This is a genomic window from Paraburkholderia hiiakae, from assembly GCF_904848665.1.
Taxonomy (GTDB): domain Bacteria; phylum Pseudomonadota; class Gammaproteobacteria; order Burkholderiales; family Burkholderiaceae; genus Paraburkholderia; species Paraburkholderia hiiakae.
Genome location: NZ_CAJHCQ010000016.1, coordinates 116,945 through 129,632, shown reverse-complemented (window position 1 = coordinate 129,632; position 12,688 = coordinate 116,945). Strand labels below are relative to the sequence as shown.

The window sequence follows — 12,688 nt, the reverse complement described above, 5'->3', positions numbered from 1 at the left end:
GGTGACCGGCGAGTTCCACCGGGAGACAATAAAGCGGTGTGCCATTTGGCAAAGCTGTCACGCACGCGACAACCCCCAGCGCGCAGCCCAGCCCCAGCAACGCACGAGCGGCACCGTGGCCGGTGCGCAGCGGTGCGAGGCACGCGGCTAGTGTCCACGTGGTTGCCGCAACACCGAACAGCACATTAGCGCTCAATTTTGCCTCCCCGTACCCGCTGTTCAGTCCTGCCAACAATCAGCAGCAGCGCGTGGATCAGGGCTGCCGGATTGGGTGGACAGCCCGGCAGGTAGACGTCCACGGGCAATATGCCGTCGAGCCCAGTCCCGCATGCGTAGTTTCCGCCGGTCATGCCACCAGAGACAGCGCACGTGCCAGTTGCAATGACCCACTTCGGCGTCGGCATCGCATCCCACGTCGAAAGCAGAGGCTCGTGCATTGCTTTCGTTACTGGCCCCGTCACGAGTAACACGTCGGCGAATCGCGGGGACGGCGTGAAAAAGATTCCGAGACGGTGCAGGTTGTAGAACGGATTGTTGAGCGCCTGCAATTCCGACTCGCAACCGTTGCACGACCCTGCGTCGACATGACGAATATGGACGCTGCGCCCGAATGCCCTACGGTCGTGCTCCACCACCTCGCGCACAACGCGTTTGCTCATCGCCTCGTCCCATTCGAGGTCAGAACGCTCGCGCACACCGAGCGCCCAGTCTTCGGATGGCGAGAACGCGCCACTCGGACAAACCTCAGTGCACCGCTGGCAGACGACGCAGCGCCCCCAGTCCACTCGTGGTTCGGCGTGCGAGCCCTGCGAGCGTGCGAATACAATGGCGCGCGTCGGACAGACTTCAACGCATGCTTCGCAGTCCGGCTTACATTTCGCCGGCTCATAGCGGGGCATGCCGAGCACAGCTTCCTGGCCGTCCTCATCGCCCGTCAAGGGCCAGCCCGTGCTCGCGCTACCCTCCTTCAACCCGAACCACGTCCATAGCGACATGAGAGCAATCCTCCCCTGCGGCGCCGCGAGCGCGACTAGCGTGCGCAGCCCGAAATCGTCAGACCGAAACTCGCCTCATTGATTGCGTAGTCCATCATGTTGCTGTCGTGGACCGTCGACGGGAAAACGCGCCAGTTCGAAAACGAAGGCGACTTCACTTTTACGCGGGCGAAGCGCCCTTTGTCATCGAAATGGACCGCATACAGCACCGTGCCGCGGGACGATTCCGTCCACCCCAATCCTTCCGCGAGTTCTGGCGCGTGGCACGCTACGCTCAGGGGGCCATCGGGCACACCCTGTCCGATGGCTAGCTCAATCAGTGCGATGCTGGCTCGCAGCTCTGCGATACGCACACGCATGCGCGCACAAGCGTCGCCCTCAATCGCAATGGAAACGTCGGGTTTGAGGAGCGCGTAGGCGGCGTACGGATGGTCCCGACGCAAGTCACGGTCGATGCCCGATGCTCGCTCGACAGGGCCGGTGGCCCCCTGGTCGAAAGCCAGTTGCTGGCCGAGCGGTGCGGTCGAGATTAGCCGGTCCAGATGACTGGTGGTGCGTTCGATAAGTCCGACGTAGCGTTCCACTTCGGGTTTGAGCTTCGCGAGCCCGTCGGCGACCGCATGAATGTCCAGTTCGCGCCGCACCCCTCCGGGCCAGATGATGCCGCGCAGAAAGCGGCTCCCGCACGCTCGCCCGTTTATCTGCTTCGCAATCTCTTCGAGTAATTTGCCTTGTGCTTCGCCAACCTTGAGCGTTGTCGTGTGGCATAAGTGGCCAAGGTAGTGAAGATGGTTGTAGATTCGCTCCAGTTCGGCTGCGACGAGACGATGCCAGCACGCGCGCGCGGCGACTTCGCAACCGGCCGCGTCCTCGACGGCCTGGGCACACGCAAGAGCGTGAGCCAGGCTATCGACACCCGAAACGCGCTCGGCGAGCAGTATGCCCGTTCCGCTGTCCATGTTTTCGAACTGCTTCTCCACGCCGCGATGTTTGAGAAACAGATTGGGGTGGTAATGGAGAATCGCCTCACCCAGGTAGTAAAAGATGAACTGTGCCGACTCGACCACGTCGGCCCGTACGGGCCCGAACGGCAAGAGCTGAACGTGCTTGCCGGACACCGCAGGCAGAGCGGGCGCGGGCAAGCTGACAGCGGCGCTTATACCGTTCGTGTCTTCGGGCTCCAACGGCCCTCTCGCGCCAGGTTGCAAGAATGCGGTAACGAGCCGCTCAGCTTCCGGATGTCCAGAGAATGCGATGCCACTCATCTCCATGACCTCACGCTCGTGCCAGCCGAGCAAAGGACAGATTGCCGCAAGACTTGGCACCGCCGCGCTACCGACGTCCACCGACCAGCACTCGAACGCACGGTGGCCGGGCAACGTCGCCACATAGCGAAGCTGCCCGCGATTGGGCGCTGGGAACCATGCATAGACACCCTGCATACGGGCGCCCTGCGCGACCAGGTCTCGTGCCCGTGCTGGCAGTTCGCCAGGCTCCACCGTCGTCAATTCGCAATTTTTCATCGGGGCCCTCCGCCAAGGTCGCTTGCCACCATTGCAAAGAAGTGCCATAGCGTCTGCGGCCACCAGATTCCGAAGACGAATACGGGCACCAACGCCAGCCACATCGGAAGCGTCATCCACGCGCCGACAGTTCCCGGTGTTGTACCATCGACGTCGCTCCTCTCAGCTCCGCGAGACTCGAGGTACATCTTGCGAAAGTGATTGATAAAGCCGATGAAGATGACAATCAACAAGACCAGTAACACGATGACTGCCCATGCAAAAGACGTCGCAAACCCCGCGCGCATCAGTGTCAGTTCACTGAGGAAAAGACCAAACGGAGGCGCACCTGTAATAGCGACGGCACCAGCCAGCCACAGGGCGCCAGAAACCGGCAAGCGCTGCCAGACGTTGCGAATTCCGTCGACATCCTTCGTGCCATAGAGACGCATTGCATTGCCCGCGCCGAAGAACATGAGCGACTTGTTCAACGAATGATTGAGCATGTGATAGAGGACCGCCGCGATTGCGAGAGGTCCGCCGAAGCCGAAACCAAGTGCGAGTACACCCATATGCTCCACGCTCGAATACGCCATCAGCCGCTTGATGCCTTGCTGGCGGACAATGAAAAGCGCTGCGACAAGGAGTGAAAATGCGCCGAACGCCACGAGCACCATGCGCGGCAGCCGTGACGGACTTGCCGCGTCCGTGATCGTGAGAAAGCGCGCGATGCCCAGCATCGCCGTATTCAGCAATGCTCCTGAGAGCATCGCCGAAACAGGTGCGGGCCCTTCGCTATGTGCATCGGGTAACCACGTGTGCATCGGTGCCAGGCCAGCTTTTGTACCGTAGCCGACAAGTACTAGGAAAAAAGCCATCTTCGTAAGCGCTGGATTCATGCGCGGCGCGGCGCGCCGTAACGTGTCCCACGTCATGTCGTAAGTCGGGCCGATAACGAGGCTGCCAGCCCAGTAGAAGAGGATTGTGCCGAGAAGCGCGAGGCTGATGCCCGCCGAAACGACAATGATGTACTTCCAGGCGGCTTCAGTGGATTCCTGCCCGCGCTCGAATCCCACGAGAAACGTGCTTACCAGTGTGGTCAGCTCGATTGCAATCCAGTAGACGCCGATATTGTTCATCAGCGGACCCGAGATCATCGTCGCCGCAAAGAGCGCAAAGAGCGCGTAGAAGCTTGGCAATCGCGCAATCTCCTCCTTTAGCAGACGCATGTAACCCACCGCGTAAATCGATGCGAGAAAATAGACGGCGCAGGTGCAGACAAGGGTCCAGGCGCCGAGCGCATCGAAGAGGACGTAGCCTGCGACGAACGTGCGCGCTCCATCGACATGTATCGCAAGCCAAATCGCCGCAACCAGGCACACGAACGCTGCGACGAGGTTCGCGTACTCGGCCGCGCGGACATTTTGAGTCACCACCGCAATCGATGCAGCCATGAGTGGCACGGCGGTCACGAGAATGAGCCATGCTTCGACCATGGTCACCCCACCAGGCGTCGCAATTCGCGGCTACTCGTGCTGCCCACGTGGGCAACGAGATAGCGCACCAACACGCCGAAGCAGACCACAATCACAAGCAGGTCAAACAACAGTACGAGTTCAATGAGCAGCGGCATACCCGGCACGAGAATCTGCGAACCAAGAAAAATGCCGTTCTCGAGAATCAGTAGACCGAGCACCTGGCTGATCGCCTCCTGGCGAACGGTCAGCATGAGAAACCCGATAAGTTTCATCGAAAACATGACCGTAAGCGCGAGCACAACAACGGTCCCTTCGAGGCCGAGCGCATTTCCCAGATGATTCGAGACCACGAAGGCGAAGAGCACGAGCAATGCGCCCAGGACGAGGCTCGAACTGGGTTGCAGGCTCACATGCAATTCGCGCTCAACCTCGAGTCTCGCGATGATGCGCCAGATAAGGTAAGGAAGAATCAACCCGCGGAACAGCGCCGTCAACAAGGCGACCAGATAAAGCTCGTGATAGTTGCCGTAGTAACCCACGGCACCCGATAGCGCCGCGATGAGCCACGACTCCGCGGTAAAAGCAAGCAGATAGTCTTTCAACCAGCGCGAACCCAGCATCACGAACGCGAGCAGCAAACTGCCGATAGCAAGCAGACTGAACAACGACGCTGCAAGCGGTGTCAGATGCGCGAGCAGCATGGCTTCACCGTAGCTGATTAGCTGCGATGGCAAGCACCGCAAGCATGAAGGAAGCCGCAAGTGGCTCCTGGTAACGGAAGAAGCGCAACCGCGATTGCGCCGTCTCCACGAGAACGACAGCCAGTGCGACGATAAGCATTCGCACGAATAGCCCCGCCGCCGCTGCCAGTGCGCCGATTACGGTGCCGTGCTGCGAAAGACCCCATGGCAGAGTCAGCACGTTGCAGAAAATCGTGTAAAGAATGAACTGCTTCATCATCGACGCCCATTTGAGCAGCGCGAGCAACGGCCCGGAATACTCGAGAATGCGTGCCTCCTCAATCATGTAGACCTCGATGTGCGTGCTCGAATGGATTGGGAGACGGTCTGTCTCGACCAGCAGCAGAACGAAGAAAGCGAATACCAGAAACAGATGCGCGGGGCTCCAGTAGACCGAGGGCTGCTGCACAAGCAGATGATTGACGACGAACGGCAGCATCGCTTTGGCGAGCAATGTGATGCCTACAAGGACAAGAATGAGCGTGGGTTCGGCCAGGATTCCGAGCATCACCGAACGGCTCGAGCCGATACCACCGAAGGCACTGCCGGAATCCAGACCAGCGAGTAAACCCACAAAGGACCCGAGGGTAAGGATGAGTCCGCCTCCAAGGATGTCTCCCATATCAGAGAGTGGAAGCGGAAAGTCGGTGAGTACCGGAATCAGAATCGGCACGGTAAGCATGCACGTAAATGCGACCACCGGTGCACACCAGTAAACCCAGGACGCCGTTTCCGGCACAACAATCTCTTTGCGAAACAGTTTGCGCAGGTCGCGGTAAGGCTGGAGAATTCCGGGACCGCGCGCTCGCTGAATGCGCTCCTCCCATTGGAGAATGACACCCTGCAGTAGCGGTGATAGCGCCAGCACCGTGAGCACCTGCGCAATTTGCAGAAGGATGTCCCGTGCGCTCATGGCCGGCTTCCCGCAAGGTCGCGCGCGGCGGCCGCAAGCCTCACACGCACAGGCGCAGGCACGCCTGCCGGGCGAAAGCAGCAGACGGCCTTGAGAAAATGGTGATTCAGGCGGTGAGGATCACGCGATGATGACTCGCAGCAGCATCCCATGTTTCAGGCTTCTTTTCAGGCGTCAATATGCCCGGGATGCTCGTGAATGCGAGCCGGCTGAACATGCCTACCGGCCCCGGCGTCCGGGGTCTGGTAGGCATCATCAGCCGTGAGGAAAAACACGGCGGTTAAGGGAGAATGCCATCTCCACGCAATGTCGCCTTCGAGTATAGGCAACGTCGCGTCACATGCAAGGCTCCAGGCGCAGCCGCACCAGCTTCAGTGAGGTTTATGTCCGAATATCGAAAAATGCTTGTGCTCCGGACGATGCTCCTGCGCACCCAGCAGTCCGAATTCGATGGGTGACCGGGTGTAGAAAACGTGAACGTGTTCAGCTTCAACGGTGTCAAGCATGCGCTGGGCCTCGTCCTCAGTGCAAGCGAGAATGATCTGCACGGGCTGATCGGCTAGCTTCAGGACATGCGCTGCGTGATGGGCTCCTGCATGCCCAGTACCCTCGACACAATTGATGACGGTCGCGCCATGGATGCCCAGGTGCTTCGCTTCATGAAGCAGCCACTCACAAATCGTGCGATGGCCATGATGGCGGTTATGTTCTGTGTAGAACGTAAGCTGATAACCGTTCATGTTTTCCTCCACCGCTGCGCATCCGGCCGCTGAGCGGATGCCGCGGCCTGTAGAAAGACCCGGTGGCCGGCGAGCCACCGAAGAGCCTTCAGTTAATTCTAGTGCATCATTCAACCGCCCACATATGTTGCGCCGCAGCACCCGCACGTGACATGTCCTTCTTAGCTTGGGTGCACACCCCGAAACGCCGCAGCAGCACTTTTGATGGCGTCCTACTCAACATCAACGTCGGCACATCCCTCGAACCGCACCCATTTACGAGGCTCCAACGTTTTTAGTTCTCGAAGAAAAACTAGATCTGGCCGACTAAAGTCCATCAGCTCGCTCCATTCGTTCCAAGCGTGTCATATTCGATTCGCGCACGCGTATAAAAGAGGCAGGCGGCGCCCACGTTGAGCTTTTCAAGCAGGTCGTCAATCCGGGCATCTTCGGCAATAAGTGTGACGGCAACCGACTGTTCCGCAAGCTCGAAGAAACGAACCGCATGATATTTGCCCTTCGCATCGACGCCTTCCGCTATCTCGATGACCGTTGCGCCTTGAATGCCAGCGTGTTTGGCTTCCTCAAGTATCCAGTCCACAACCGACAGGTGCCGGACGCGATGGCTCTGATTGGCCGCATATATGGTCAGTTGACTGCCTCGCATGAATGCCTCCTGTCATCGACTAGATGATCGTGTTTGGCTCAGTGTCCGAGAAGAGACAAAGCGCCGTTACCTTGGCTCTCCGGGGTGCGCAAAAACATGGTTGCTTGCATGCGAAACCAGACTTCCTTGGCGAAAAATCTCGGTGTCAGAACGCCAGGGCAACGGCTACGACGTCCCAACCCATGACACTGGAACGTGTCTGCATTAAGACGGCACCGTTAAACGCCCAGCGCCGCCAGACTCCTCTATGTCTTCGCTGAATATGCCGCGGTACAAATCTTGACCGAAGCTCGTCTGCAGCGGCTCTCCATGAGTCAGGCGGAAGGTGCGCTCGCCACCTTCCCGGCGTTCGGCCCGTAGAAAGAGTATTGGAAACGCACAATCATTCGAGAGACCTTTCGCCAACGTGAACAGATGCGTGACAAGGCATACCTTTACGTGCGCCTCAAGCAGAGCGTCGATAATCACTCTGCCGACCTCCGAGCCCTCACGTTCGTTGGTCGACGCAAACGACTCATTTGAAAGAAGGAACGCGTGTGGCCGGATATGGTCGATAATTTCGCTCATGCGACTCAGCTCCTCGTCAAACTTTCCGCCTTTCATCGTGACGTCTTCCTCTCGCTTGTAGTGCGTGATGATTCCAGTCGCGACGTTCGCTTCAAACGCCGAGGCGCCGACGACGCCACCCGCCTGAAGCAGCACCTGCGCGATTCCAATACTACGCAGAAAAGTAGACTTCCCGCCCTGGTTCGCACCTGTCACGACGATAGCCTCCTTCCCGTTCGCGTCTGCGTCGTTTCCGACCGGTGCGCGATCCATACGTAGCGCGAGGCTAACGTCGTACAACTCCGAGAATTTTTGCCTTCGCTGCTCAATCGGAAAAGGCAAAGGAAAACAAACGGGCAAACCCCGTTTTACCAGACTATTTCGTAGATTTATGAAACCCAGATAGAGGCCAAGCTCCGCGCGCAGCATCGCGAAGAAGCTTTTTATGTGGTCAGCCGACTGAGCAAGCGCGTTCGCAACATGGTTGATACCACGTGCCTCAAGTTCGGAGACTGCACGGGCACCGTTCTCATCTCGCTCGGCAATGCGGAACGTGCGCGAGTGTGGCCGCCTTGCAAGTAGACGGTGAATCAGATTTGGGTCTGGCTCGTGCGGCTTGCGCAGAACGTAGTGGGTGCCTTTATTGCCGCGACCTGGCTGCGCACTAATCAGCACGCCACCGTTTAACCTGAGATCCTTCAGGCAATGCTTCACCGTCGCAAAATACTCGTCCGGCAACTCGTCGCGCACCATCGCGAAGAACCGTCTGAATCCGGGTGACTCGAATGACGACGCGTCGTCATCCGCGAGCTGGCGCAATTTCTCCAGCGTGACGAGATACGCCTGCACGAGGTCTCGGGCCGAATGCAAGACACTGGTCGCCGAAGCCGTGAGTCCCCAGTAGAAGCTCTTGCGCTCGGTCTCTTGTGCGTCCACTGCAATCTCATACAGGCGCCGTATCGTCGCCTCGTGGCCGAGGCAATCCTTGAGGACGGCCTGTCGATAAAGAATGTCGTCGAGCTCATTCAGACTGAATGGCACTACCTTCTTTGCCACGCCCTCGAGGAAATCGTCGCCCGCGCCCATCGAACCATAAATGATTGTTAGTTCGAGGTCCTGCGTCAGCGTCCGCTCGTTCCATTGTTCATTGCGATGCCAGTCGAAATCGCGTTCCGCATAGAGCAACCAGGCTTTCATGATGCAAGGCGCTCCTTCAGACGTTCATAGGTTAGCCCGTACTGCTCGGCCACAGAGATGGCGTATGCGCGTCCATCGGCGGGCTTTCGGCGGATACGGAACGTTCGCTCCGCCGGCTTCGAGGGGCAAATTTCACTGACCATGCTCACAGTCTGCGCGCCGAGCCGGGCCAGCTCTTCGATAAAGGTTACGCAAACACAGAGTGCGTCACGCTCCATAATCTGGCTGATGATTTCACGGCACAGAAACTGCGCATCGGCAAGCGTCGTGGAGCTAAAAATCTCATTCATCACGATGACGCTGCGTGGTGTGGCTCTAGCCAGGATGTTGTGCATCCGGGTGAGATCGTCCTGCAGCTTGCCGCGCATGTCCTTCGTATTTTCTTCTCGCTCAAAATGTGCAAAAAGCTGGTCGCAGAGATACAGGCTTGCCTGGCTGCCAGGCACCGGACAGCCGAGGCGGGCGAGATAGTGAAGTTGTCCGAACGTTCTCGCGAAGGTAGTCTTGCCGCCGTTGTTGGGGCCAGAGAGAACGATGATGCGTTCAGCTCGTTCTAGCCGGAAGTCGTTGCGCACGACAGGAAGTGTGTCTGCACACAGCTTATGTGCAAGCGCGAGATCGAACGTATCGTCACAACGCTCGGCCTTGCTGGAAGATGAAACCAGGGGGAAGCAGAATGGAAGGCCCTGCTCCCGGCAGATCTGAATGTAGGCGTCGTACGCGGTGTAAAACTGGACCTCACGGTCGAATGAAGCTACGGTGGTGTCAAGAAAGGCAGCGTGATTCATCTGGAAGCTGGCGAGCATCGCAAACGGTTGAGGCTGGAGTTCTGCAACGTAGTCCAGTATCTGGGCCTCGACGTGATTCATTTCCGGCCATTCTTTGACCTCAACGCTGTGGTCTTTTACATCGCCCTGCTTGAATCGCTCGAATATGCCGAGGACATATGAGCTGTAGTCGCTCTCACCGCCGTAGTTCAACACGGTCACCGCACTACCGTGAATGTGGATCGCGTATCTAACGGCTTCCAGCGCGGTATGCAAGTCCGCCACGTCTCGCCTGATTTCAGTGAATAGCTCACTGCCAAGATACTCTGCAAGCCATGCGCTGAACTCGCATAAGCCTGTCGACCTGGGATGAGCATCACGTAGCGTTACGTCCAACGTCTCAAGCGCATCGCAATACCGGGAAGCCGCCTCGAGGAACCACCACTGCTTTTGTCTCGGATAGTAAAGCTTTTCTGCTTGTGCCAGAGCTGTGCGCATCCTGCGCATTGACTGCGCGAAGGCTTGGATACACCGGGAAACCTCGTAGCTCCCTATGTCGCGCATAACGTCGTGCCGGTACCGTATAGCACCCTCACGATTGAGCGCTGCGCGAAAGAATGGCGTCAGGTTGTACTCGTCGTACCCTTGTGTAACCTCTCGCTCAATCTGGTCAAGATTCAGGTCGCTAAAAAACTCAGGTTCGTGCACCTCGCCAGGAGGCGGCCCGTCTTCGTGCGTCTCGAACAGGATGCTGTGAAATCCCATTTTCAACCTCTCGTCGCTGCGCCTTTAACAGAGCGCAACGAAGCCCGAGCCCAAACGAAGGTTGGGCCGTGACGATGTGAACCGGGAGTCGCCGTCTTGACGGCACAGACACAAGTGGGGCCAGCGAAGAAACCGCATGCACCAACAGTGCCTGTTCCCAGGCCTGTAGGCATCATTAGCCCATCGGGGCGGTTTCAGGAGAATGCCATCTCCTGTGGGAACTCTACGCTCCTGACAGCAACGCTACAAGCCCCCGGAAGGCCCAAGTAGGCCCAAGCAGGCCCCTAAGGCGACCTGCCCGACTTGTCGGGCGGTTACGCCGATTGCGTGTCACAAGCCGAGTTTTCGTTCACTCATCCACTTCACGATCGCTGGATCGCGATGCGAGAAGAAGCTGCTTTTACCTGTTTCCAGCATTGCGACGGCCTGCATGTCTGCCTCGGAAAGTTCGAAGTCGAAGACAGCCAGGTTTTCCACCATGCGCTCCTTACGCACGGACTTCGCGAGAGCGACAATGCCGCGTTGAACCAGCCATCGCAGCACGATCTGCCCTACGGTTTTGCCATAGCGCTGAGCAATGGCCACCAGATGCTCATTCTGAAACAGGTTGTTCCGTCCTTCGGCAAATGGCGCCCAAGCCTCCGGCTGCACGCCAAGCTCACGCATGAATTCGACGCTTTCAGCCTGCTGGTGGAAAGGATTGACTTCGATCTGATTGACGGCTGGCGTCACTTCGTTGAACGCCGTGATGTCCATGAGGCGATCCGTGTGAAAGTTGCTCACTCCGATCGCACGCAGCTTGCCAGCGCGATGCGCCTCCTCCATCGCTCGCCATGCCCCATGGACGTCCGAGAACGGCTGATGAATCAGGAACAGGTCGAGGTAATCCAGATCGAGTCGCTTCAGCGATTTGTCAATGGCCACGCGAGCGCGTTCATAACCAGCATCCTCGACCCACAGCTTGCTGGTGACGAAAAGCTGGTCACGCGGTACTCCGCAACGTTTGAGGCCTCGTCCGACGGCCTCCTCGTTCTTGTATGACGCAGCCGTGTCGATCAGGCGATAGCCCGCCTGCACCGCGTCCACGACGCAGCGTTCGCATTCTGCCGCGTCGACGATCTGGAATACGCCATACCCGACGATCGGCATCTTGATTCCATTGTTCAGGGTCACGTCATGCATGGTCAATCCTTGGTGATGAGAATGGATGGCGGCATGAGGTCTACTGACACACCGCATAGATGACAAGGGCAATCGCCCGAAGTCCGTAACTCTATGCGCCTCAGTTTCAAGTGAATAGCCGATTTCGTCTTACAGCAGTATCAATTTTTAGTTGATACTGGATGGTCGGCGCAACGATTGCGTCCGCGCTTCAACAGAAGAGTTCACCATGCCCATCAATGACTTCAAGGCCATCGCGACGTTTGCCAAAGCCGTGGAACTCGGCAGCATGCGGCAGGCCGCGCTGGCCCAGGGCGTCACGCCCCAGGCCGCCAGTCAGGCCATTGCGCAGTTGGAGCAGCATCTTGGAGTCCGCCTGTTGCATCGGACGACGCGCAGTCTCGCCCTTACCGAGGAAGGCCAACGGTTCCTCGAGCACACGCAGCCCGCCCTGGCAGCGCTGGACAGGGCCCTGGCCTCGGCGCGAGAGTCCAAGGATGAGATTGCGGGGCCACTGCGGATCGTTGGGCCAAAATCGTCGTTCGCTGCCATCCTCATGCCGCTGCTCGACGAATTCTGCAGGGAGCACCCGGGTATCCAGCCGGATGTCCAGCTCGATGACGGTATCGGCAACTGGGTGCTGGATCGCGTCGATGTCGGCTTCCGGATCGGGGCGTCGCCCGGCGAGGGCGTCATCGGTCGACAACTCTTCCCGATCCAGATGATCGTGTGCGCCGCGCCCAGCTACCTGAAAGCGTACGGAACGCCATCGACACTCGATGAGCTGGCCGCGCATCGCTGCAGCGTGTTCCGGCATTCGGCCACCGGCAAGGTGGCGCCCTGGTACTTGACCGTGGACGGCAAGCTCGAACATCGGCATCTGTCCCCCGCGTTCGCGACGAACGACGCGGAACTGGAGCTGCAAGCCGTGCTCGCGGGGCAAGTCATGGGTCAGCTCGCGAGCTACTCGGCGGCGCCCCACATCCGGGCGGGACAGCTGGAGCCCGTGCTTCTGAAGCACATGAGCGCGCACATCGGCTTGCACGTGTACTACGGAAGCCGAGCGGCTCAGCCCAAGCGAGTACGCGCGTTCCTGGACCTGGCGCTCTCTCGTCTCCACAACTGCAGCGACTACGTGCTTGCTGACAAAGAGCTAGTTCAGTTTGGGTCGCGCTCGAAGCGGTCCAGCCGCGTTCGCTAGTGCCCCGGGTTTAGCGAGAACAAATCCTGCACTCTCA

General features: G+C 58.7%; 11 protein-coding genes and 2 riboswitches. Of the genes, 1 reads left to right on the top strand and 10 read right to left on the bottom strand.

All coding sequences use genetic code 11. The features are described from left to right. Positions 1 to 185 precede the first annotated feature (185 nt). From nuoB to JMY28_RS26840, 10 genes are all read right to left on the bottom strand, one after another. Positions 186 to 995 (bottom strand): NADH-quinone oxidoreductase subunit NuoB, encoded by an 810-nt coding sequence (nuoB, locus tag JMY28_RS26880; protein WP_201698933.1) that lies wholly within the window; start codon positions 993 to 995, stop codon positions 186 to 188. Positions 996 to 1,030: 35 nt separating this feature from the next. Continuing rightward, a complete protein-coding gene (locus tag JMY28_RS26875; protein ID WP_407945545.1) occupies positions 1,031 to 2,518 on the bottom strand; it encodes a hydrogenase large subunit in 1,488 nt (495 codons plus the stop codon). Continuing rightward, the gene (locus JMY28_RS39035) at positions 2,515 to 3,993 is read right to left on the bottom strand and encodes a proton-conducting transporter transmembrane domain-containing protein (RefSeq protein WP_236597056.1); all 1,479 of its coding nucleotides are present in this window, start codon (positions 3,991 to 3,993) and stop codon (positions 2,515 to 2,517) included. The genes JMY28_RS26875 and JMY28_RS39035 overlap by 4 nt, the downstream gene beginning before the upstream one ends. 2 nt (positions 3,994 to 3,995) lie before the next feature. Then, a complete protein-coding gene (locus JMY28_RS26870; protein ID WP_201698931.1) occupies positions 3,996 to 4,676 on the bottom strand; it encodes a hydrogenase in 681 nt (226 codons plus the stop codon). A 4-nt stretch (positions 4,677 to 4,680) separates the two neighbouring features. Further along, on the bottom strand, positions 4,681 to 5,628 hold the full coding sequence (locus tag JMY28_RS26865; RefSeq protein WP_201698930.1) for a respiratory chain complex I subunit 1 family protein: 948 nt from the start codon (positions 5,626 to 5,628) through the stop codon (positions 4,681 to 4,683). Positions 5,629 to 5,867: 239 nt separating this feature from the next. After that, positions 5,868 to 5,938: riboswitch (Fluoride riboswitch) on the bottom strand. Between the two features lie 61 nt (positions 5,939 to 5,999). Further along, positions 6,000 to 6,368 carry a DUF190 domain-containing protein gene (locus tag JMY28_RS26860; protein ID WP_201698929.1) on the bottom strand — a complete coding sequence of 123 codons (369 nt, stop codon included), beginning with the start codon at positions 6,366 to 6,368 and terminating at the stop codon, positions 6,000 to 6,002. Positions 6,369 to 6,684: 316 nt separating this feature from the next. Further along, complete coding sequence (locus tag JMY28_RS26855; RefSeq protein WP_201698928.1) at positions 6,685 to 7,014, bottom strand: DUF190 domain-containing protein; 330 nt, start codon at positions 7,012 to 7,014, stop codon at positions 6,685 to 6,687. A 204-nt stretch (positions 7,015 to 7,218) separates the two neighbouring features. Next, complete coding sequence (locus JMY28_RS26850; RefSeq protein WP_201698927.1) at positions 7,219 to 8,757, bottom strand: MutS-related protein; 1,539 nt, start codon at positions 8,755 to 8,757, stop codon at positions 7,219 to 7,221. Next, entirely contained in the window at positions 8,754 to 10,289 is a 1,536-nt protein-coding gene (locus JMY28_RS26845; RefSeq protein ID WP_201698926.1) for a MutS-related protein, read from the bottom strand. The genes JMY28_RS26850 and JMY28_RS26845 overlap by 4 nt, the downstream gene beginning before the upstream one ends. 159 nt (positions 10,290 to 10,448) lie before the next feature. After that, a riboswitch (Fluoride riboswitch) is annotated at positions 10,449 to 10,511 on the bottom strand. Between the two features lie 108 nt (positions 10,512 to 10,619). Then, positions 10,620 to 11,471 (bottom strand): aldo/keto reductase, encoded by an 852-nt coding sequence (locus tag JMY28_RS26840; RefSeq protein WP_201698925.1) that lies wholly within the window; start codon positions 11,469 to 11,471, stop codon positions 10,620 to 10,622. Between the two features lie 208 nt (positions 11,472 to 11,679). Between JMY28_RS26840 and JMY28_RS26835 the strand changes: the two genes are divergently transcribed. Beyond that, complete coding sequence (locus tag JMY28_RS26835) at positions 11,680 to 12,651, top strand: LysR family transcriptional regulator (protein WP_201698924.1); 972 nt, start codon at positions 11,680 to 11,682, stop codon at positions 12,649 to 12,651. Positions 12,652 to 12,688: the final 37 nt, after the last annotated feature.